Source organism: Mesorhizobium sp. M0633, from assembly GCF_040320645.1.
Classification (GTDB): domain Bacteria; phylum Pseudomonadota; class Alphaproteobacteria; order Rhizobiales; family Rhizobiaceae; genus Mesorhizobium.
The window spans coordinates 59,692-80,890 of the sequence record NZ_JAMYQC010000010.1 but is presented as its reverse complement, the minus strand read 5'-3'; the positions used below and the strand labels follow the sequence as shown (position 1 = coordinate 80,890).

21 protein-coding genes and 2 pseudogenes are annotated in these 21,199 nt (G+C 62.8%); 3 read left to right on the top strand and 20 right to left on the bottom strand.

Annotation, left to right across the window (positions count from 1 at the left end; all coding sequences use genetic code 11):
- Position 1 precedes the first annotated feature (1 nt).
- The 3 genes from plsX to NKI47_RS13175 all read right to left on the bottom strand — a co-directional run bounded on the left by plsX (position 2) and on the right by NKI47_RS13175 (position 2,324).
- On the bottom strand, positions 2 to 1,072 hold the full coding sequence (gene plsX, locus NKI47_RS13185; RefSeq protein ID WP_352590564.1) for a phosphate acyltransferase PlsX: 1,071 nt from the start codon (positions 1,070 to 1,072) through the stop codon (positions 2 to 4).
- Positions 1,073 to 1,195: 123 nt separating this feature from the next.
- The gene (locus NKI47_RS13180; RefSeq protein WP_352456592.1) at positions 1,196 to 1,744 is read right to left on the bottom strand and encodes a YceD family protein; all 549 of its coding nucleotides are present in this window, start codon (positions 1,742 to 1,744) and stop codon (positions 1,196 to 1,198) included.
- 40 nt (positions 1,745 to 1,784) lie between these two features.
- The gene (locus NKI47_RS13175; protein WP_352590561.1) at positions 1,785 to 2,324 is read right to left on the bottom strand and encodes a ubiquinol-cytochrome C chaperone family protein; all 540 of its coding nucleotides are present in this window, start codon (positions 2,322 to 2,324) and stop codon (positions 1,785 to 1,787) included.
- Between the two features lie 114 nt (positions 2,325 to 2,438).
- Between NKI47_RS13175 and NKI47_RS13170 the strand changes: the two genes are divergently transcribed.
- Entirely contained in the window at positions 2,439 to 2,972 is a 534-nt protein-coding gene (locus tag NKI47_RS13170; RefSeq protein WP_352590558.1) for an outer membrane protein assembly factor BamE, read from the top strand.
- 124 nt (positions 2,973 to 3,096) lie between these two features.
- On the opposite strand, the gene NKI47_RS13165 is transcribed toward NKI47_RS13170, so the two are convergent.
- Positions 3,097 to 5,238, bottom strand: a complete 2,142-nt coding sequence (locus NKI47_RS13165; RefSeq protein ID WP_352590555.1) for a sodium-translocating pyrophosphatase — start codon at positions 5,236 to 5,238, stop codon at positions 3,097 to 3,099.
- A 255-nt stretch (positions 5,239 to 5,493) separates the two neighbouring features.
- Positions 5,494 to 5,959, bottom strand: a pseudogene (locus tag NKI47_RS13160) (DUF2165 family protein).
- A 106-nt stretch (positions 5,960 to 6,065) separates the two neighbouring features.
- On the opposite strand from NKI47_RS13160, the gene NKI47_RS13155 reads away from it, so the two are divergent.
- Entirely contained in the window at positions 6,066 to 6,299 is a 234-nt protein-coding gene (locus NKI47_RS13155; protein WP_023674502.1) for a hypothetical protein, read from the top strand.
- Between the two features lie 27 nt (positions 6,300 to 6,326).
- On the opposite strand, the gene NKI47_RS13150 is transcribed toward NKI47_RS13155, so the two are convergent.
- The 13 genes and pseudogenes from NKI47_RS13150 to NKI47_RS13090 form a co-directional block, all read right to left on the bottom strand.
- Positions 6,327 to 7,076, bottom strand: coding sequence for an ABC transporter permease (locus NKI47_RS13150; protein ID WP_352590552.1), 750 nt, complete (start codon positions 7,074 to 7,076; stop codon positions 6,327 to 6,329).
- A pseudogene (locus NKI47_RS13145) lies at positions 7,073 to 8,010 on the bottom strand (ABC transporter ATP-binding protein). Before NKI47_RS13145 ends, NKI47_RS13150 begins: the two are co-directional and overlap by 4 nt.
- A complete protein-coding gene (locus NKI47_RS13140; RefSeq protein ID WP_352590549.1) occupies positions 8,007 to 9,182 on the bottom strand; it encodes an ABC transporter permease in 1,176 nt (391 codons plus the stop codon). The pseudogene NKI47_RS13145 and the gene NKI47_RS13140 overlap by 4 nt, the downstream one beginning before the upstream one ends.
- A 43-nt stretch (positions 9,183 to 9,225) precedes the next feature.
- Entirely contained in the window at positions 9,226 to 10,137 is a 912-nt protein-coding gene (gene osmF / locus NKI47_RS13135; RefSeq protein ID WP_352590546.1) for a glycine betaine ABC transporter substrate-binding protein OsmF, read from the bottom strand.
- Positions 10,138 to 10,296: 159 nt separating this feature from the next.
- Entirely contained in the window at positions 10,297 to 11,514 is a 1,218-nt protein-coding gene (locus tag NKI47_RS13130) for an MFS transporter (RefSeq protein ID WP_352590543.1), read from the bottom strand.
- Positions 11,511 to 12,011 carry a transcription antitermination factor NusB gene (gene nusB / locus NKI47_RS13125; RefSeq protein ID WP_352449306.1) on the bottom strand — a complete coding sequence of 167 codons (501 nt, stop codon included), beginning with the start codon at positions 12,009 to 12,011 and terminating at the stop codon, positions 11,511 to 11,513. The genes NKI47_RS13130 and nusB overlap by 4 nt, the downstream gene beginning before the upstream one ends.
- Entirely contained in the window at positions 12,008 to 12,502 is a 495-nt protein-coding gene (ribH, locus tag NKI47_RS13120; protein WP_352449305.1) for a 6,7-dimethyl-8-ribityllumazine synthase, read from the bottom strand. Before ribH ends, nusB begins: the two co-directional genes overlap by 4 nt.
- A 130-nt stretch (positions 12,503 to 12,632) precedes the next feature.
- Entirely contained in the window at positions 12,633 to 13,250 is a 618-nt protein-coding gene (locus NKI47_RS13115; RefSeq protein ID WP_352590538.1) for a riboflavin synthase, read from the bottom strand.
- A 30-nt stretch (positions 13,251 to 13,280) separates the two neighbouring features.
- The gene (gene ribD / locus NKI47_RS13110; protein ID WP_352590535.1) at positions 13,281 to 14,411 is read right to left on the bottom strand and encodes a bifunctional diaminohydroxyphosphoribosylaminopyrimidine deaminase/5-amino-6-(5-phosphoribosylamino)uracil reductase RibD; all 1,131 of its coding nucleotides are present in this window, start codon (positions 14,409 to 14,411) and stop codon (positions 13,281 to 13,283) included.
- Between the two features lie 2 nt (positions 14,412 to 14,413).
- Positions 14,414 to 14,923 (bottom strand): transcriptional regulator NrdR, encoded by a 510-nt coding sequence (gene nrdR, locus NKI47_RS13105; protein ID WP_023674492.1) that lies wholly within the window; start codon positions 14,921 to 14,923, stop codon positions 14,414 to 14,416.
- Positions 14,924 to 15,075: 152 nt separating this feature from the next.
- The gene (locus NKI47_RS13100; RefSeq protein ID WP_036238056.1) at positions 15,076 to 15,654 is read right to left on the bottom strand and encodes an invasion associated locus B family protein; all 579 of its coding nucleotides are present in this window, start codon (positions 15,652 to 15,654) and stop codon (positions 15,076 to 15,078) included.
- Positions 15,655 to 15,717: 63 nt separating this feature from the next.
- A complete protein-coding gene (glyA, locus tag NKI47_RS13095) occupies positions 15,718 to 17,031 on the bottom strand; it encodes a serine hydroxymethyltransferase (protein WP_352590532.1) in 1,314 nt (437 codons plus the stop codon).
- Positions 17,032 to 17,147: 116 nt separating this feature from the next.
- Positions 17,148 to 18,794 (bottom strand): Na+/H+ antiporter, encoded by a 1,647-nt coding sequence (locus NKI47_RS13090; RefSeq protein WP_023674489.1) that lies wholly within the window; start codon positions 18,792 to 18,794, stop codon positions 17,148 to 17,150.
- Here NKI47_RS13090 and NKI47_RS13085 point away from each other — a divergent pair.
- Positions 18,789 to 18,926 (top strand): hypothetical protein, encoded by a 138-nt coding sequence (locus NKI47_RS13085; protein WP_156937265.1) that lies wholly within the window; start codon positions 18,789 to 18,791, stop codon positions 18,924 to 18,926. The two genes, NKI47_RS13090 and NKI47_RS13085, sit on opposite strands and share 6 nt — an antisense overlap.
- Here the strand turns inward: NKI47_RS13085 and NKI47_RS13080 are convergent.
- Both NKI47_RS13080 and ldtR read right to left on the bottom strand, forming a co-directional pair.
- Positions 18,923 to 20,176 carry a L,D-transpeptidase family protein gene (locus NKI47_RS13080; RefSeq protein ID WP_023674488.1) on the bottom strand — a complete coding sequence of 418 codons (1,254 nt, stop codon included), beginning with the start codon at positions 20,174 to 20,176 and terminating at the stop codon, positions 18,923 to 18,925. The genes NKI47_RS13085 and NKI47_RS13080 overlap by 4 nt on opposite strands.
- Positions 20,177 to 20,514: 338 nt before the next feature.
- Entirely contained in the window at positions 20,515 to 21,030 is a 516-nt protein-coding gene (ldtR, locus tag NKI47_RS13075) for a transcriptional regulator LdtR (protein WP_023674486.1), read from the bottom strand.
- Between the last annotated feature and the right edge of the window lie 169 nt (positions 21,031 to 21,199).

The following is a 21,199-nucleotide window of genomic DNA, read 5'->3' as shown; positions in this document are numbered from 1 at the left end:
CCTATTCCTTTGCGTCGATGACGACGTCGGATTTCCGGATTGTCTGGGCATTCGGATTGCGGGCATGGAACAGGTCGAGATCGGCTTCGATGCGGTCAAGCAGATTATTGCGCACCATGTCGTAGCCAAGCTCGATCGCCGCCGCAAAGCCATCCGAATCAGCCCCGCCATGGCTTTTCACCACGATGCCGTTCAATCCGAGGAAGACGCCGCCATTGGAGCGGCCGACATCCATCTTCTCGCGCAGGCGATCGAAGGCGGTCTTGGCGAAGATATAGCCGATCCTGGCCATCAGCGTCCGGTTCATCGCCGCGCGTAGATAGCCGGCGATCTGCCTGACGGTGCCTTCCGCCGTCTTCAGCGCGATGTTGCCGGCAAATCCTTCGGTAACGACGACGTCGACACTGCCCTTGCCGATGTCGTCACCCTCGACAAAGCCATGGTAGTTCATCGAGGCCATGTTGGCCTCGCGCAACATACGACCCGCCTCCTTGACCTCTTCCTGGCCCTTGATCTCTTCGACGCCGACATTGAGCAGTCCGACGCTCGGCCGTTGGATGCCGAAAACCGAGCGCGCCATGCCGGTGCCCAGAATGGCAAAATCAACCAGTTGATGCGCATCCGCGCCAATGGTGGCGCCGACGTCCAGCACCACGCTCTCACCGCGCAATGTCGGCCAGAGCGCCGCGATTGCCGGGCGATCGATGGTCGCCATGGTGCGAAGGCAGAATCTGGACATTGCCATCAGCGCGCCGGTATTGCCGGCCGAGATACAGGCGTCGGCAGTGCCTGCCTTGACCGCCTCGACGGCCTTCCACATCGATGACTTCCAGCGGCCATGGCGCAGCGCCTGGCTCGGCTTGTCGTCCATCCGCACTGCGATCTCGCAGTGCACGAACTCGCTCACTTCCGCCAGCTTGGGGAATTTGGCGAGTTCGGGCCGTACCACTTCTTCGCGCCCATAAATGACGAAGCGTATATCCGGACGGCGGGTGGCGACAGTCATGAGCGCCGGGATGACCACGCTTGGCCCGTGATCGCCGCCCATGGCATCGATGGAAATCCTGATCACGCGGTGTTCATCTCACGGTTGCTTGGCCAGCGGGCTTGCCAAGGTGCGGGGCTCGCGAAGGTTCGGCGAAAATAACGGTTTTGGGCTGCCGCACAACCAACTTTTCTCAAATTGGGTCAGCTATCAGGATTTTCCCAACAGTGATCTGAGCTTTTGCTGGAATTCATTCTCCACAGGCTCGGCATCGCCGGCGGCCTCCAGCGATACACCCGGCTTGCGCGGATATGGATCGATCGCCAAGCCAAAGAACTGCTCGGCAAGCGCCCCGACGTCGATCGCATCGCCGGAAAAGGTTTCCGGGCTGTCCGGGCCTTCGGCGTCGAGCAGGATCTCACCGCCGCCGTCGAAACCTTGCCGCCCGAGCTTGGATTGCTCCGGCAGGAACAGCGCTTCGACCGGCTCATCGATATGCGCCTCGACCGGGTCGAGAGTGACGATGCAGGCCTGCGTTATATCGGCCTCGACATGGCCGCTGACTTTCACCCCGTTGCGCTTCCAGGGCTCGACCAGGAGTTCGGCGCGATAGTTCTCGACCGAAAGCAGCTCGTGCTCGACGGCCAGCAGGGCGCGCTGCCCAGCGTCGGCATCGATGACCACCGGCAGCCCCTTTTGCGGCAGCCGGGCGACATTTGCCAGGAATGACACTGGGCTGTGGGTATCAGGGTGTTTCATCTTCGCCTCCACTTCGCCGCCTTCATCGGCCTGCCGTCGCTCAAGCGTTGGCCACGGGAAATGCCACCGTTCCGGAAACGATCGATTCGGTCGGCTGTTCCGCGAGTTGCCTTGATGCATCGGCGGCATAGAGTGCCAATTGCGACGCTTGCGGCCAGGCGCCGGCATCCGGCCTGACATTGCGGGCAAGGGCGGCGGCGAGTTCATCATGGTCATTTCGTTGCAGCGCATCATCATAGGCGGCGGTACGGCCATAGAACATCTTCGCCAGTTTCCGCATTCGCTTCGGCACGCCGACGTCGCCAATGCCCAATTCACGCAACGAATGTTCGACATCCATGAAGAACTCGTCGATCAGCACCTGCGCAACCTCTGCCGCAGCACCGCCCTCGCCGCGCAACCGGTGCTGGAACAGGAACATGTGCAACGACAGCATCTCGAAGCGGCCGAGCGGCGTGTCCGGCACGTCCCAGGCGGAATAAAACACCGTTTGCCGCGCCGCCGCCACGATTTGTGCGTAAAGCGCCTCGGTGATGGCGCGGTTGGCATGTCGTTCGTGGCCAAAGAGGCGCTGGAACATTTGAGGGTGGTCTCCCGGGACCGTTTGTTGAAGTGGCCTTGTTGCATCGGCAAGCAAGCTGGTTTACCGGTTTTGCGGCCCAGCGCAAGTTGCGGCCAGCTTATGGAGTTGTAGTTGCGCGCGCTGAAATTCAAGTCGACTTTCCTGCCCAGGCCCGGCGGTGCGGTTTCGCTGCTGGTGATCGCTGCGGCGCTTTCCGCCTGCAATTCGTCCAAGATGATCGGCGATCTCAATCCGAGCGAGACGCTGACGCAAGGCTACGTCATCGACCAGCAGGCGATCGACCTGGTGCCGGTCGGCTCAAGCCGCGAACAGGTGCTGCTGGCGCTCGGCACTCCCTCGACGAAGGCGACCTTCGATAACGAGGCCTTTTATTACATTTCTCAGACGCGCAAGCGCTATGTCGCCTTCGACAAGCCGCGGCTGGTCGACCAACATGTGCTGGCGGTCTATTTTGGCGATGACGGGCGCGTCACCCAGATCGCCAATTACGGCTTGAAGGAGGGCAAGGTGTTCGACTTCATCTCGCGCACCACGCCGACCGGCGGCAAGGACCAGAACTTCCTCAGCCAGATCATCAGTGGCGCCAGCAAACTGGCGCCTGGTGTTCCCGGCGCCAGCGGCGGCAGCACGCTCGGCGGCACCTGATCCACCCGAGGGTGTCGGCTTCCTTCCGTTCCTTTCGCTTCCCTGTAAGCGGCATATCTCAGGCAATGAAAAACCCGCGGGAGCGATCCCGCGGGTTTTTGTCTTAAGGCCATAGCGACCGAGCTTAGCCGTGCGCGAGAACGGCCAGCAACAGCAGCGCGACGATGTTGGTGATCTTGATCGCCGGGTTGACCGCTGGGCCGGCAGTATCCTTGTAGGGATCGCCGACCGTGTCGCCGGTCACCGAAGCCTTGTGCGCTTCGGAGCCCTTGAGGTGCTTGAGGCCGTCCTTGTCGACGAAACCATCTTCGAACGATTTCTTGGCGTTGTCCCAGGCGCCGCCGCCGGAAGTCATCGAGATGGCAACGAACAGGCCGTTGACGATGACGCCGAGCAGCGAGGCGCCGAGCGCGGCAAAGGCGGATGCCTTCGAACCGGAGATCAGGAGGACGCCGAAATAGACCACCAGCGGCGCCAGCACCGGCAGCAATGACGGAACGATCATCTCCCGGATCGCTGCCTTGGTCAGAAGGTCGACGGCGCGCGCATAGTTCGGCTTCGAGGTGCCGGCCATGATGCCCGGATCCTCGCGGAACTGCTTGCGCACCTCTTGGACGATAGCACCCGCGGCGCGGCCGACGGCGGTCATGGCGATGCCGCCGAACAGATACGGGATCAGGCCACCGAAGATCAGGCCGGCGACGACGTAAGGATTGGAGAGGTCGAAGGAGACGTCGCCCATGCCCTGGAAGTACGGGTATTTGTCGCCATTGGCGGCAAAGAACTTCAGGTCGTTAGAGTAGGCCGCGAACAGCACCAGCGCGCCGAGGCCGGCCGAACCGATGGCGTAGCCCTTGGTTACCGCCTTGGTGGTGTTGCCGACAGCGTCGAGCGCGTCTGTGGACTGGCGCACTTCCTTGGGCAGGCCGGCCATTTCGGCAATGCCGCCGGCATTGTCGGTGACCGGGCCGAAGGCATCGAGCGCGACGATCATGCCGGCGAGGCCAAGCATCGTCGTCACCGCGATCGCTGTGCCGTAGAGGCCGGCGAGCTGGTATGTCGAGATGATGCCGCCGACGATGACGATCGCCGGCAACGCCGTCGCTTCCAGCGAGACCGCGAGGCCCTGGATGACGTTGGTGCCGTGACCGGTGACCGAGGCCTGGGCGATGGAGTTCACCGGACGCTTGTTGGTGCCGGTATAATATTCGGTGATCACCACGATGAGCCCGGTCACCACAAGGCCGACCAGGCCGCAGATGAACAGGTTGGTGCCGGTGATGGCCATGCCGGCGACGGTGCCGATCTCACCCCAGCCGACGCATGCCGAAGTGGCGACGGCAAGGCCGACGACTGACAGCAGGCCGGTGACGATCAGGCCCTTGTAGAGCGCGCCCATGATCGAGCCGCTGGAACCGAGCTTGACGAAGAAGGTGCCGACGATCGAGGTGAGAATGCAGGCCCCGCAGATGGCCAGCGGATAGAGCATGGCCGCGCCGAGCACGGCGGTGCCACCGAAGAAGATGGCGGCAAGGACCATGGTGGCGACCACGGTCACCGCATAGGTCTCGAACAGGTCGGCGGCCATGCCGGCGCAATCGCCGACATTGTCGCCGACATTGTCGGCAATGGTGGCCGGATTGCGTGGATCGTCCTCGGGAATGCCGGCTTCAACCTTGCCGACGAGATCGCCGCCGACGTCGGCGCCCTTGGTGAAGATGCCGCCGCCGAGACGGGCGAAGATCGAGATCAGCGAGGCGCCGAAGCCGAGCGAAACAAGCGAGTCGATGACGACGCGATCGTCGGGCTGCAGACCCATGAACTGGGTCAGGATCAGGTAGTAGATCGAGACGCCGAGCAGGGCCAGGCCAGCAACCAGCATGCCAGTGATGGCGCCCGACTTGAAGGCGATCTCGAGGCCGGCAGCGAGGCTGTTGGAAGCCGCCTGCGCGGTGCGCACATTGGCGCGCACCGAGACGTGCATGCCGATGAAGCCAGCGGCGCCCGATAGAACGGCGCCGATCAGGAAGCCGATGGCGGCGGTGATCGAAAGCAGCCACCAGGCGAGCAGCAGGACCACGACGCCGACGATGGCGATAGTGGTGTACTGGCGCGCCAGATAGGCCTGCGCGCCTTCGCGGATGGCCGCGGAAATTTCCTGCATGCGTGCATTGCCCTGATCGGCCGCGAGGACCGAACGTGTCGCCCAGATGGCGTAAAGGACTGAAAGCAGACCGCAGGCGATGACAGCTGAAAGTATGGTCATTGCCGAATTTTCCTCGATTGGTGGCCCAAAAGAACCCCTCCCCGGGCCGTTGAGACAGGGGACGAATTTTCCGCAACCGGAATCCGTCCCTTCGCAGCGGCTTATGCGAAACAGGGCTCGGAACGTCAAGATATTGTTCCGTTCCTGTCCGGCTTTCGCCCAAAAGATCCCGGGTTTCGTCCAAAAGGCTGGACGGCAGTGTGCGCCTGTCGACAGTGCCATCCGGTTAGATCGGTTGAAATCGACGAACGGCGGTCAGGCTTTACGCGGGTCGCCGTCCGGCTGGACGACGAAGACCAGCACCACCAGCATGGTCATGTAGAATTTGAACGCCGCCTCCTGAACATTCCAAATCGAAGACTGCCACATGGCGAACCACTCGCCGCCAACGACCGTCAAGCCGAAATACCAAACGAGGAAGCCCATTGTGGCGGCAATGATGGCGAACTTCTTGGCATCGTTGAAAGCCTGTCCGCTGGCGTTGCGCGCCTGCCAGAGTTGCCAGGCGGTAAAGCAGGCAGGTCAGCGCCTCGCCAATGATGATCAGCCAGTAGCCAGCCGTCCACAGCGACGGGTTGGTGATCGAGCGGTACATCAGTGCATTGCCGGGAAAGGTCGTGTCCATGCTCAGCACATGCTGGACAAAGGCGAAGTTTGAGCCGTAATCGGTGATGTTGCCGAAGGCGACGAGGCAGGCGAAAGCCGCCAGACACAAACACATGACGATCTTGGAGAAACGCGCGGTCATGGCAAGAACTCCTGCTGAAAGATCGGGGCATCACACTCATCAATCGCCGAGTCCCGAAGATCGCGCAACGGGTGGGCCAGTGATCATCGTGCTCACAGCCATTGCGAGACATTATGCCGGCAAGCAAGACATTGCCGAGACTGTCGAAGCCCTCGATCTCGACAGTGATTGCGCGGTGGGCGACTTGGTCTCTGTGGTTAGAGCCGACACACAGCACGATTTCGCCATCATCCGCCGCCGCTGGATCACCGGCGAGACGGGCACAACGCTGGAACTGACGCTCGATCATCCGACGCGGTCGACCGGCCACTGAAAAAAGAGCGAACTTCGCCCCGAGACGCTACTCGGGCTCGCGTCCCATGCGCCGGGCGGTATAGCGCTCGACCGCCGACAGCCCGTCATAGATCAGCACGGCAAGGGCGGCGACGATCAGGCCACCCTGCAGGATGAAGGCGAGGTTGTTCGACAGCAGGCCTGCGATGATCACCTCGCCCAGTGTCCTCGCCGCTACCGTCGAGCCGATGGTCGCGGTGGCAAGGCTGATCACCACCGACAGCCGGATACCATCGAGAATGATCGGCGCGCTGAGCGGCAGCTCGACCTTGACCAGTCTTTGCCAGCCGGTCATGCCGGCGCCACGCGCCGCCTCGACTACGTTGGCCGGCAGCGTCGTCAGGCCGGTCAGCGCATTCTCAAAGATCGGCAGCAGTCCGTAGAGAAACAGCGCAATCAGCGTCGGCTTTTCGCCGAAGCCGACGGCCGGCACGGCAAGCGCCAGCACCGCCACCGGCGGAAACGTTTGGCCGATATTGACCAGGCTGCGCGACAGCGGCAGGAATTCGGCGCCGGCTGGCCTGGTGACCAGAATGGCGAGCGCGACCGCAACGATCGTCGCGGCAACCGTCGCGATCAGCACGGTCCGCAGATGCAGCAGCGTCAACGTCAAAAGGCTGCCCTGATTGTAGATTACCGGCGCGTTGTTCTCTGTCAGCGGCTTCAGCAGCGGTTCGAACCAGCCGGGATTGGTGACGAAGGCAATAAGCACTACCACCAAGGCCAGCCTGAGCAGCGACGGAAGCCAGGCTTTCATGCCGGCCTCGCCGCACGCTTAACCAGCCCGTCCACAGTGACGCGGCCAAGCGATTTGCCGTCAGAATCTTTCACCGGAAGTGCCGGGCGGCCCGACCACAGGAGTTCGGCCAACGCGTCGCGTTGGCTGGCGTCACCGGGGATCGCCTCGCCTTCGGCCGTGCCTTTTTCCACCGCGTCGCGCACCCGGCCAAGCGACAACAGCCGGAACGGTTTTTCACTGGCGCCAACCAGGGTCTCGACAAACGCGCTGGCCGGTTTCGCCAGTATCTCGGCCGGCGCGGCATATTGCACTACTTTGCCGCCATCCATCACCGCGATCTTGTCGCCCATGTGAACGGCCTCTTCCATGTCATGGGTGACGAGGATGATGGTGGTGCCGAAGCGTTTCTGGATCGCCAGCAGATCCTCCTGCGCCTTGTTGCGGATGATCGGGTCGAGCGCGCCGAACGGCTCATCCATCAACAGCACGTTGGGTTCCGCGGCAAGCGCCCGGGCGACGCCGACGCGCTGCTGCTGGCCGCCGGAAAGCTCATGCGGATAGCGTGGCCCGTAGGCTTGCGGGTCGAGCTGGTATAGCGTCATCAGCTCGTCGACGCGGGCCTTGATGCGGTTGGCGCCCCAGCCGAGCAATACCGGCACAGTGGCGATGTTCTGCGCCACCGTGCGATGCGGAAACAGGCCGGGCCCTGGATGGCATAGCCGATGCTGCGACGCAGCTCATAATCCGGGACCGAGCGGTTATCGACGCCGTCGAGCTTGATCACGCCCGATGTCGGCTCGACCAGCCGGTTGATCATGCGAAGCAGCGTCGTCTTGCCGGAGCCGGAGGTGCCGACGATGACGGCGATGCTGCGCGGCTCGATTACTATCGACACGTCGTCGACGACTGTCGTCTCGCCGTAGCGCTTGGTAATGCCTTCGATCTCGATCATGCCGTTTCAACCCTGCGCTTGCTGGCGCTCATTTCGATCACTGCATCGAGGATGATGGCAGCGGCGAAGGCCAGCACCACCGTGGGAACAGCACCGAGCAGCACCAGGTCCATCGCCGTCTGGCCGACCCCCTGGAATACGAACACGCCAAAGCCGCCGCCGCCGATCAACGCGGCAATCGTGGCGAGGCCGATATTCTGCACCAGCACGATGCGGATGCCGGTGAGGATCACCGGGAAAGCCAGCGGAAACTCGACGCCGAACAGCCGCTGGCGATCGGTCATGCCCATGCCCCGCGCTGCGTCGTTGGCGGCACGCGGCACACCGGCGAGGCCGACCACGGTGTTGGCCACCACCGGCAGCAGCGAATAGAGGAACAAAGCGACGAAAGCCGGCGCCGTGCCGATGCCGCGAATGCCGAGCGCGGCAGCACCCGGCACATGCGAAGCGACCCAGCCGAGCGGTGCGATCAAGAGGCCGAACAGCGCGATCGAAGGAATGGTCTGGATGATATTCAGCACGTTGAGCACGCCGGCCCGCAATTTCTCGACGCGATGGCAGAGGATGCCGAGCGGCAGGCCGATGATCACCGCTGCCGCCAGCGAACCCAGCGCCAGCGTCACATGCTTGGAGCCTTCCGCCCAAAAACTATCGGAGCGATTGAAATATTCCTTGAGGATCGACAGGCTGTTCCAGCTTCCCGAGACGAGCAGCAGGCCGATCGCCGCGGCGGCGACAACAAGCACGCCGATCCGTGCCTGCGGCGACAGGTTCAGCCGCGTAAGCACGTCGGCGAGCAGAAGCGTGAAGGCGAAGATAAGCAGCCAAAAGCCCGAAGCCGGCGAGATACGGGCGAAGGTGTTGCCGGCAGGTGTCAGGAAACTGCCCGCGACGCCGATCAGCAGCGCCAGCGCTGCAAGCGCAACCACACTGGCGGCGAGGCGCAGAACAAGCGGCGTTTTCAGCAGCGCAATGAGCGCCGCTGCGACAACAATCGCCATCAACAGCGGACCGACCGTCGCAGGCACAGATTCGAGGATCGAGCGCGCCTCGCCGGGTACAATGCGATTGGCGCGGAAGGTGGCGAATGGTGCCGCAAAAGCCGCATAGGCTGATATCGCCGCGATGACCACGCCGAGCTTGTCGAACCGGATGCGCACGCCCTCCCCCATCGGCCGATCCGGCGCACCTCGAAAGCGGCGCGCCGGAATCGCCTTACTTGAGGAAGCCGTTCTTTTTCAAAAAGTCCTCGGCGACGCCCTTGACCGGTTCGCCGCCGACCTGCACTCGGCCGTTCAACTCCTGCAGCGTGACAAGGTCGAGCTTGGCGAACACCGGCTTCAGCAGTGTCTCGATCTCGGGATGCTCCTTCAGCACCGCCTCGCGGATGATCGGCGCCGGCTGGTAGACCGGCTGCACACCCTTGTCGTCTTCAAGCACGACGAGGCCGGAGGGCGCGATGCCGCCGTCGGTGCCGTAGACCATGGCGGCGTTGGCGCCGTTGGTCTGGTTGGCCGCAGCGGCAATGGTCGCCGCCGTGTCGCCGCCCGACAGCGTGATCAACTGGTCCGGCTTTAGCGTGAAGCCATAGGTCTTCTGGAAAGCGGGCAGCGCGGCCGCCGAATTGACGAACTCGGCGGAGGCCGCCAGCACCACCTTGCCGGCGCCCGAGACATATTTGCCGAAGTCGGAAAGGGTGACGAGCTTATTGGTATCGGCGACCTCCTTGCGCAGGGCGATCGCCCAGGTGTTGTTGGCCGGTGACGGTGACAGCCAGACGATCTTGTTGGAGTCGTAGTCGAGCTTCTTGGCAGTCTCATAGGCCTTGGCGGCGTCTTTCCACACCGGATCGTCGGCCTTCTCGAAGAAGAAGGCGGCGTTGCCGGTGTATTCCGGATAGATGTCGATCTCGCCGGCTGTAATCGCCTTGCGTACCACGGGCGTGCCGCCGAGCTGGATACGGTCGGTAGTCTGGATATTATTGGCGTTCAGCACCAGCTGGATGATATTGCCGAGCACACCGCCCTCGGTGTCGATCTTCGACGACACCACCACCTGGGCACTCGCCGAGGCCAACGCAATTCCGAGCGCCAGTACAGCGCCGGCCAGAATCTTGATTGAAAACATCTCACAAATCCCTTGCTGTGAACCGGAATACGGCTGCCGCATATGAGCATGGCTTCGATGCCCCGTCGGGGTACACGGTTTCATAAGAGGGGGGATGGGCGCAATAATTTTGTTCGGATGTGAGTGAATCCGCTGCCGCGACGTCCCGACAGGGTGACGTCAGTTGGCCGCGCGCAAGCCCGTCATCTTCAACACGCCCAGTGCCACGAAGCACAGCACGACGACCGGGAAAATCATCCAGTTCAACATCTCCCAGCCCCAGGCATTGTAGACTGCCCCCGACATCAGCGAGGCGAAGGCGACGGAGCCGAACAGGACGAAATCGTGGAACCCCTGGACCTTGCCTTTTTCGGATGACTGGTAGCTGTCGGCCACCATGGCGGTGGCACCGATGAAGCTGAAGTTCCAGCCAAGGCCGAGCAGGATCAGCGCCGTCCAGAACTGCCACAGTGCCAACCCTGACAGCGCCACTATGGCGCAGCCAATCAGCAGCACCAGGCCGATGGCCACGATCCGCTCAGCGCCGAAGCGATAGATCAGCGACCCCGTGAAGAAGCTCGGCGCGAACATCGCCATGACGTGCCAGGAAATGCCGAGCGTGGCGTCGTCGGTCGAAAGGCCGCAGCCGACCATGGCCAGAGGCGCGCCGGTCATCACGAAGCTCATCAGTGCGTAGCTGCCGATGGCGCAAAACAACGCCGCGACGAAGCGTGGCCTGGTGACGATTTCCGAGAGCGGCCGGGCGTCGCTGTCGGAAATTTCCACCTTCTCGGTTGCCTTGGCTGGGATACGCAACAAAGAGAGAATGGCGGCGCCGACCGCCGCCAGCACCAGGATGGACGCAAACGAGCCGGCAAACTTCACCGGCGAGAATAGATCGCCGGTGAAGATGACGATCTGCGGCCCGAGTATGGCGGTGACGATGCCGCCGGCCAGCACGAAGGAGATGGCACGCGCCTTGAATTCAGGCGGAGCATTGTCGGCGGCGGCAAAGCGGAATTGCTGGACGAAGGCGCCCCCGATGCCGATCACGGCCAAGCCGAAAGCGAACAGCCAGAAGCTGTCATGAAACAGCGCCAACGTGGCGATCAGGCCGCCAAGCGCTGTCACCCCCGTGCCGGTCATGAAGCCGTCGCGCTGGCCGAGCCGGCGGATGATCGCCGCGGCCGGCAGGGAACCGAGCGCCACGCCGACATTGAAGCCGGTGATCGGCGCGGTTGCCAGCGACTTGTCAGCGTCGAGCAGGTACTGCCCGGCCAATCCGCCCATGGAAATGGCGATGGGTGCGGCCGAGCCGATGATCGCCTGCGAGGCTGCGAGGATGAAGGCGGTGCGACGCGCTTCCTTGCCCGCCTCAACGGCGACGACAGCAGTCATGAGGCGTCCTTGCCCCGGCCCTCGCCACGCACCCGGCGCGACACGCGATCAAGCACCGCATTGACCAGTTTCGGCTCGTCTTCTTCGTAAAATGCCTTGGCGATGTCGACATATTCGGAGACGATGACCGCCACCGGCACGTCCTCGCGCTGCATCAGCTCGTAGACGCCGGCGCGCAATATGGCGCGCAACGTCGAATCGAGCCTCGACAGAGGCCAGTCCTCGGTCAGCGCCTGTCGGATGACTGGATCGATGGTCTTCTGGTGCTCGACAACGCCGGCAAGAATGGCGCGAAACCATTGCGCATCGGCTTCGCGATAGAGCGCGCCATCGACTTCCTTGCCGAGCCTGAACGCCTCGTATTCGGCGGTGATCTCAAACACACCGCTGCCGGCGACGTCCATCTGGTAGAGCGCCTGCACGGCGGCCAGACGGGCAGCACCGCGCTTGTTGGCATGGCGAACCGCAGGCTGGCCGGGCGAAGCGGGTTCGCTCACGTTCGCTCTCCCAGCTGTTCCTTTAGAGCGATCATGGTCAGCGCCGCACGCGCCGCAAAGCCGCCCTTGTCGCCTTCCGAACGTCTTGCTCGCGTCCATGCCTGTTCGTCGTTTTCGGTGGTCAGGATGCCGTTGCCGATGCAGACTGCATCCTGCACGGACAGGTCCATCAGGGCACGGCTGGATTCATTGGCGACGATATCGAAATGATAGGTGTCGCCGCGGACCACCGTGCCGAGGGCGACGAAGCCGTCATAGTTCGTCCCGCCTTCGGAGGCACCGTCGAGCGCGAAGGAAATCACCGCCGGGATTTCGAGCGAGCCCGGAACAGTGACGACATCGTATGTCGCGCCCGCTTCCTCGAGGGCCTTTGTCGCGCCTTCGAGCAACGCGTCGGCAAGGTCGTCGTGAAAGCGCGCCTCGATGACAAGAAGGTGGGCCTTCTTCTTCGGACGGATGAACGCTTTGCCGTGTTGGGATGTGCCTGCCATAGATGTCTCCGGGGATCGCCGGTGACTTAGGCCGAAGCCGGTTTGATCGCAAGCGGAAGATTGCCGAAGGAACTTTCAAGGCCAACTCGGCGGCGGTCGCATCAGGGAATGGGCTTTATGGACGAGCGCCTCAAAGCCCCTCTTTAGCCGCCTCCACCAGTCGCGCCGCGTAGCGGGCCATGGTGTCGATCTCGAGATTGACGCGATCGCCGACCTGGCGTTCGCCCCAGGTGGTGACCGTCAGCGAGTGGTGGATCAACAGCACGTCGAAGCGGCTGCCTTCGACCTTGTTGACGGTGAGCGAAGTGCCGTCGAGTGCGACGGAACCCTTGGGCGCGATGAATTTTGCCAGGTCGCGCGGTGCATCCAGGGTGAAGCGAACGGCGTCGCCTTCCTCCTTGCGCCCCACGATCTCGGCCATGCCGTCGACATGGCCTGAAACGATATGGCCGCCAAGCTCGTCGCCGATCTTCAGCGCCCGCTCCAGGTTGATGCGCGTGCCGGATTTCCAGCCCATCGCGGTCGTCAGCCTGAGTGCTTCTTCCCAGGCCTCGACCTCGAACCAGCGTGCGTTGGCGCCGTCTTCCGGCAATCCCGTCACCGTCAGGCAGACGCCGCCGCAGGAAATCGAGGCGCCGATGGCAATGGTCTGCGGATCGTAAGCGGTGTCGATACGCAAACCGACGCCTTCCCTGAGCGGCATCACGGCAGCGACGGTGCCGACATCGGTGACGATTCCAGTGAACATTAGTTTGGCCCCGTGAACATCAGTTCGGTCCTAGATGTCTCTTATCCATTCCGCATATGTATCTTCGCCGAAACGCATGTTGCGCAATTTGCGAAATCCCGGCGGGATATTGTTGGCATCGACCGGCGATGCAATGCCGTCCCCGCCGATCGCATCCGGCCCCTGAAACAGCACGATGCGGTCGACTAGGCCTTCCTCAAGGAACGCCTTGGCCACCTCGGCGCCGCCCTCGACCAGCACGCTGGCCATGCCGAGCGCCGCCAGATCCTCGAGCAGTTCCGGCAACGCAATATCGCCTTCATACGTCTCAGTGCCGATAAAGCGCACGCCGGTGCGTTCGAGCGCGGCGCGCCGGTGCGGATCGGCCTCGGCGCAGGCAGCGACATAGAGCGGCACACGGTTGACGCCGGCGACCAGTTTCGAAGTCTCGGGTAGCCTGATCTGACGGTCGAGTACGATGCGCGCCGGCGAACGGCTCTCCAGTCCCGGAAGCCGAACCGTCAGCGCCGGATCGTCCTCCAGTGCCGTGCCGATGCCGATCAATATGCCATCGGCTTCGGCGCGCATCAGATAGACTTCGCGCCGCGCAATATCGCCGGTGATGGAGACCTGTCCCTCGCCTTTCACGCCGATCTTGTTGTCGCTCGAAAGCGCAAGTTTCAGGATCACTTCCGGGCGTTTTTTCAGAGATCGAATTAAATAGCCGGCCATCTGCTCCGCGGCCTCGGCCGCCAACACTTTTTCCACCACTTCGACGCCGGCGGCACGCAAGATTGCATAGCCCTTGCCGGAAACACGCGGGTCCGGATCGCTGGCAGCGCCGACCACACGCGCCACGCCGGCACTGACCAGCGCATTGGCGCAAGGCGGCGTGCGGCCGTGATGGGCGCAGGGCTCCAGCGTTACATAGGCGGTGGCGCCGCGCGCCAGTTCGCCGGCCTCTGCCAAAGCCTCGGTCTCGGCATGCGGCCGGCCGCCGACGGCGGTGACGCCGCTGCCGACGATCATCGGCCCGTCGCCGTCATCGCGCACGATCAGCGTGCCGACGGAAGGGTTGGTCGAGGTCCGCCCGGCATTCTTGCGCGACAGCCTGAGGGCTGCCGCCATATAGCGGCGATCGAGGACCTCTTGCTCAGCCGTGCTGCGTTCGGACCCTGCCATGCTCAGCTGGCGTCCTCTTCGCTCTTCAGCTCTTCGCCCCTGGGCTCGTCGGTTTTGAGCTCGTCGCCTTTGAGTTCGCCCAACACGTCGTGGAAATCCTTGGCCTCGCGGAAATTGCGGTAGACGGAGGCAAAGCGCACATAGGCGACATCATCGAGCGACTTAAGTGCTTCCATGACCAGCCGGCCGACTTCCCCCGAGGCCACCTCGGTCTCGCCCGAGCTTTCGAGCTGGCGCACGATGCCGGTCACCGCCCGATCGATACGTTCCGGGTCGACATTGCGCTTGCGTACCGCGATCTCGACAGAGCGCAGCAACTTGTCGCGGTCGAACGGCACCTTGCGTCCAGACTTCTTCACCACGACGAGATCGCGCAGTTGTACCCGCTCGAAAGTGGTGAAGCGGCCGCCGCAATCCGGGCAGACGCGCCGCCTGCGGATCGCCGCGCCGTCTTCGGCGGGGCGAGAATCCTTCACCTGCGTATCTTCGGACTGGCAATAAGGGCAGCGCATGGAGAGCCTTCGGTTCGCGATTCTCGTGGAGCGAAAGGCTTAGAGGTTTTTGCCGCCGTGGCAAAGTATGGCCGATGACCGATCGCGTCTCAGAGATAGCGAGGCGCGAGGAAAATTGCGAGAGCGGCAATCAGTTGACAGCGGTCCGCCAATCAGGGCGCGACGTCGCCGGTCGGGAAGCCGCAAGACGTGCCGAGATAGCGATAGGCCTTGGTGAAGCCGTCCATCGATATGGTCGCGACCGGCTTGTCGGCGAAGCTGACATCGAGGGCGCTGGTGCGGCGCATGGCGCGCAGTACCGCGAGCGTGGTCTCGGACTTGTTGTCTATCATCCACTGTCCGTCGGCGATAAGACGAAAACCGGCCTTGATCTTGTCGTTGACGTCCCGGAACACCACCGGGATGTTATCGCCCTTGGGCAAGTCACTGTTTCTCACGGCGATGATGAGGCTCGGATAACCATCGGGTGGCAATACGTCGCCATTCGAGATGGCCAGTGTAAGGGTGCCGCTGGTGCCGTTTGCGTCGAAAAAGACCGTCGACGCGGCGCAGGTCTTGCGCACATCCTCACCGGTGTTGACCTCGTCCATCGTGGTGGACCACCTGCCGAAGGTCTCTGTCTTGGGTGTTGCCGGGGTTGGCTCGGTCTGCGCCAAGGCGCGGCCGGACAGCTGCAGAATAGCCGATGCCAGCAAGGCACCAAAGCCGGCGAAACGGAAAGTTTGCATCATTAAGCTTCTCCGCAGTTGCCTTGCTGTCGCACCGGAGTTGTCACGGGCGACACTCCGCGTCGGTCAACCAAGATACGGGTAAAGCGGAAAACGATCGGTCAATGCCGCCACCTTGGCCTTCACGGTCGCCTCGACGGCCGCATTGCCCTCGTCGGAATTGGCGACCTTCAGCCCATCCAGCACTTCGGCGATCAGCTTGCCGATCTCGCGGAACTCGGCCTGACCGAAGCCGCGCGTGGTGCCGGCCGGCGTGCCGAGCCGAACGCCCGATGTCACGAAAGGCTTTTCCAGATCGAAGGGGATGCCGTTCTTGTTGCAGGTGATGTTGGCGCGGCCAAGGGCAGCCTCGGCGCGCTTGCCGGTGGCGTTCTTGGGACGCAGGTCGACCAACATCAGATGGTTGTCGGTGCCGCCGGAGACGATGTCGAGACCGGTTTCCTGCAGACTGGAGGCCAGCGCCTTGGCATTGGCGACGACGCTCTCCGCATAGATCTTGAAGCTCGGCTTCAGCGCCTCGCCCAGAGCCACCGCCTTTGCGGCGATCACATGCATCAGCGGTCCACCCTGCAGGCCGGGGAAGACGGCCGAATTCATCTTCTTGGCAATATCCTCGTCATTGCAAAGGATCATGCCGCCGCGCGGCCCGCGCAGCGATTTGTGCGTCGTGGTGGTGACCACATGGGCATGCGGCAGCGGCGACGGATGCATGCCGCCGGCGACCAGGCCGGCGATGTGAGCCATGTCGACCATCAGATAGGCACCGATCGAATCGGCGATCTCGCGAAAACGCTTCCAGTCCCAGACACGTGAATAGGCTGTGCCGCCGGCCAGGATCAATTTCGGCCTGGTCTCATGGGCGGTCTTCTCGATCGCATCCATGTCGAGCAGATGATCGTCCCGGCGCACGCCATAGGAGACGACCTTGAACCATTTGCCGCTCATATTGACCGGCGAGCCATGTGTCAGGTGTCCGCCGGAATTGAGGTCGAGGCCCATGAAGGTGTCGCCGGGCTGCAGCAACGCCAGGAACACCGCCTGGTTCATCTGGCTGCCGGAATTCGGCTGGACGTTGGCGAAGTTGCAGCCGAACAGCTTTTTCGCGCGTTCGATGGCCAGTTCCTCGGCGACATCGACGAATTGGCAGCCGCCATAGTAGCGCTTGCCCGGATAGCCCTCGGCATATTTGTTGGTCATGATCGACCCCTGTGCCTCGAGCACGGCACGCGAGACGATATTTTCCGAGGCAATCAGCTCGATCTCGTGGCGCTGGCGGCCGAGTTCGTTGCGGATTGCGCCGAAAATCTCGGGGTCGGCATCGGCAAGCGTGGTTTCGAAAAAGGATTCGAATTTGTTCGACACTGCCGCTGCTGTTGCCATGGGTTGAAATCCTCAAGGTTCGGGGTCTGTCGCGCCATTAACACAGTTGCTTTCGGCCCGCCACGTTTGCAGCGCGAAATTTGCTGGCCGGATTGCGCCAGAGAGACTGGCAGCCTCTATTTCCTTGCCTGCCGGCCCTTCAGCAGGGCCTCGGTGAGCGTGATCTCGGTGAACAGCGCCTGCATCGTATGGTCGTTAATCTGGCCGCTGCGAAACATTGCGCGAACCGCTGCGCGTTCGGCCTCAATGCCCGCCAGCCTCAATTCGAGTTCCAGCCGTCCGGCCTCGCGGGCCTCGGCGCGCGCCTCGTCGGCTTCGTCGGAGGCAGCGATGCGGCGACGGTAGCCGGCGACGATGCTGTCGGCGGTGGCAAGCCGGGCGCCGGGTGTTTCCCCTTCATCGCCGTCGGTCGCGCCGGCCATGCTCTCGATGCGGGCGATGGCGGCCTTGGCCGCGCCCACGCGCGCAAGACGCTCCTCGGCAGCGCCAGGATCCTCGCCCGGCTCGACCAGCCCTCGTGCCACCTTGGGTAAGGCAAGGCTGGCAATGAGCAATGAGCAGATGATGACGCCTGCGGCGAGGAAGATCACCACGTCGCGCGCCGGAAAGGGCGAACCATTCGGCATGGCGAGCGGCAGCGACAGGATGCCGGCCAGCGTGATGGCGCCGCGCACGCCGGCAACAGAGCCGGCGATCCGAACGCGCAGCCCGAACGGCTCGGCCTTCTGCTCGCGTAATCGCGCTGAGACGCGCGTCGCAATGTCGCCGACCCAGATCCACAGGAAGCGCAGCCCGATCAGGCATAGTGTCAGCGCGACCACCGTGGCGATTGGCTGGATGACCGGATAGCGGCTGCCGAGCTCAGGCGGCACGTTGCCGATGATTTCGGGAAGCTGCAACCCGAGCAGGATGAACAGCGCGCCGTTGAAGACGAAGGATAGCGTCGTCCACAGCGATACGGTCTGTATGCGTGCCGAGACGCCGAGAAAGCGGAAAATCCCGGAGCCGCCGGTGAGCACTCCGGCCGTGACCGCCGCCAGAATGCCCGAGGCGCCGACATTCTCGGCGCCGAGATAGGCGATGAACGGCAGCAGGACCATGACCAGCACCTGCACCTCGGCCGGCACGCCGCCGATACGGTTCAGCAATTGCAGCGCCTTGGCGGCGACGAACAAGGCAGCCACGCCGGCCAGGATGCCGGCAGCGACGGCATAGAGGAAAGTCACGGACGCCGCGACGAAGGAGAAGCTGCCGGTCAAGGCAGCTGCCACCGCAAAGCGGAACATCACGAGGCCCGACGCATCGTTGAGCAGCGCCTCGCCCTCCAGGATGTGCATCAGCCGAGCCGGGACCAGGCTCTTGTCGACGATCGAGGAGACGGCCACCGCATCCGTCGGGGACAGCACCGCAGCAAGTGCGAAAGCGACGACGAGCGGGATGCTCGGGACAAGCCAGTGCAAAGCGTAGCCGAAGCCGACAATGGTGAAGAAGACCAGCCCGATGGCGAGGTCGAGGATCGGCCCGCGCAGCGCGATCAGTTCGCGCTTGGGCGCACCATAGGCGTCGCTGAACAGCAGCGGTGGGATGAACACCAGCAGAAACAGCTCGGGATCGATCTCGACATGCATTCCGCGCACCGGCCAAGCCAGTGCCGCGCCGATGGCGATCTGCAGCACAGGTAGCGGAACCCGCACCGGCCGGACCAGCGCGCCCGAAACGGCGACGAAGATAAGCACGACCAGAATGAACATTGCGACATGCATGATGCGATTTCCGAATACGGCGCCGCGCGTTCTTTTGCCGGCGATCAGTCCAGCAAAGCTTGCCGCGAAAGACTCGGCAACGAAAAAGGCCGCCCTTCCGGCGGCCTTTTGCAAATGAACTCAGCTGCTTAGAGCGCGGATGTGATCTGCAGCTCGTTGGCTCCGTCGAGGCCGTAAATGTCGTCACGGAACTGGACCACGCCCGGCCCTGTCGACCAGGCCGAGACGTAGAGAAAATAAACCGGCACCGGATTGGTGACCTGCACCGGCGTGTTCTCCCCGGTCTTGATCGCCGCCTCGAAATGCTGGCGATCCCAGCCCGGTGTGTCGCGCAGAATCCAGGTGACGAGGTCGCGCACGTTCTGGACCCGCACGCAGCCAGAGGAATCGAAGCGCATCAGCTTGCCGAACAGGCTCTGCTGCGGCGTGTCGTGCATGTAGACGCCGTCCGGGCTGGGGAAATTGATCTTGACCGAGGCCATCGCGTTGCCGGAACCGGGATCCTGGCGGAAGCGGTATTTGGCGGCATCGTCGGTCGACCAGTCGACCGTCATTGGGTCGACCTCGCTGCCGTCCGGCGCAAACAGGCGGATATGGCTATCCTTGAGATAGTTGGGGTCCTTCCGCATCAGCGGAATGATGTCCTTGCGCACGATCGAGACCGGCGCGTTCCAGTACGGATTGACGATGATTTCGTTGATCTTGGAATTGACGATCGGCGTCTGGCGATCGATCTTGCCGACGATTGCGGTGTGGCGCAGCACAACGCGGTCGTTCTCGACTGCCTCGATCTGCGCCGCCGGGATGTCGACCAGAACATAGCGGTTGCCAAGCGTGCCGGCCCGCTCACGCAGCCGTTGCAGATTGGTCTGCAGCTGACCAAGCCGAACCGGCGCCGACACGTTCATTGCCGCGAAAGTATATTTGCCCGTGGTTCCGTCGGCCGGCAAGCCGTGACGCAACTGGAAGCGCTTGAGCGCCGAGTCGACGTAAGAATCGAACGCTTCCGAGAGCCCGGCGCTCTGCGCCAGATCGCCCGATATCATCAAGCGCCTGCGCAGCGGCACCACATCGGGATCCTCGACGCCAAGCTGCAGCTTCTTGGTGTCTGGAACCTGCTCCCAGCCGCCTTGCGCGACGATATTCTGATACTGCATGATCGCCTGCTCGGTGAAGGACACCGTCTGCAGGCTGAAGATCGGCAGCGTCGAGGCAACCTTGCCGCCTTCGCTGGCACGCGCATCGAATTGGTCGTCCCAATTGCCGCGCGCCGAGGATTTCAGGATATCCCCGATCACATCCTGCGCACTGGCGCGGCCGGCGACCATTGCGGCTGCGAGCGCGGAGGCTCCTGAAAGGAAGAAACGGCGGCTGGTTCTCATGGACGTTCCAGACATTCTTGCTACAATTCAACCCACCGGGCGGTCTCGCCCGCACTCTAGAGTTGGCTTCTTAACAATTAGCCAACCATGGCCCGCATCACTTCGGTGTAAAACCACATGGGAAGTGACTTGAGCACAGGACAAATGCACGGCTTTGGCCCCAGCATCACCCGCATCTTCGGTTCCATTGGAATATGGCGGCAACGTGGCTGTTGCTCGAATTTGGATCGGCCGGCCTGACGAAACGGCAAGACCGGTGCTTTTCGGCACCGGCCTTTGGTCCACTCCGCGGCAGCATTTCCGTAGTCCAGCTTCAGATCTTGATGCGGCGGATGCGATTACATCCGGTAGGCGATGGTATCGTTCCAGAACCGATCCAGGCGCTGCAGGGCGCGGTTCATCTGCTTGAACTCTTCCGTGTTGATGCCGCCAACCTGCTCGATCGAACCGACATGGCGCTCGTAGAGGCCGGCGACGACTTCCGCCACCTCATTGCCCTTCGGCGTCAGCGAAACCCGCACCGAACGGCGGTCGATGCGCGAGCGCTGGTGGTTGATGAAGCCGAGATCGACCAGCTTCTTCAGATTGTAGGAGACATTCGAGCCGAGATAATAGCCGCGCGAGCGCAGTTCGCCGGCGGTCAGCTCCGAATTGCCGATGTTGAACAGGAGCAGCGCCTGGATGGCGTTGATGTCGGAGCGACCGTTGCGGTCGAATTCGTCCTTGATCACGTCAAGCAGACGGCGATGCAGCCGCTCGACCAGCTGCAGCGATTCCATGTACAGCGAACGGATCGCCTCGCGGCGGTCATCGGATACGTTGGCGGTCTTCGCCGCCGGACGCGAATTGATCATTGTCTTTGCCTCTCGTTTGTCGCCCGGTGATTTTTTGTTCTTCACCTTGATCGCGACACTATCGAATACTCATAAAATTCGACTTAAACGCCAAGGCTAACAAGAGCTTACCGGTAAGGGGTTTCGAAAGAGGCTTAACGGACGGTCACCCGAGCAAGGATAATTAACC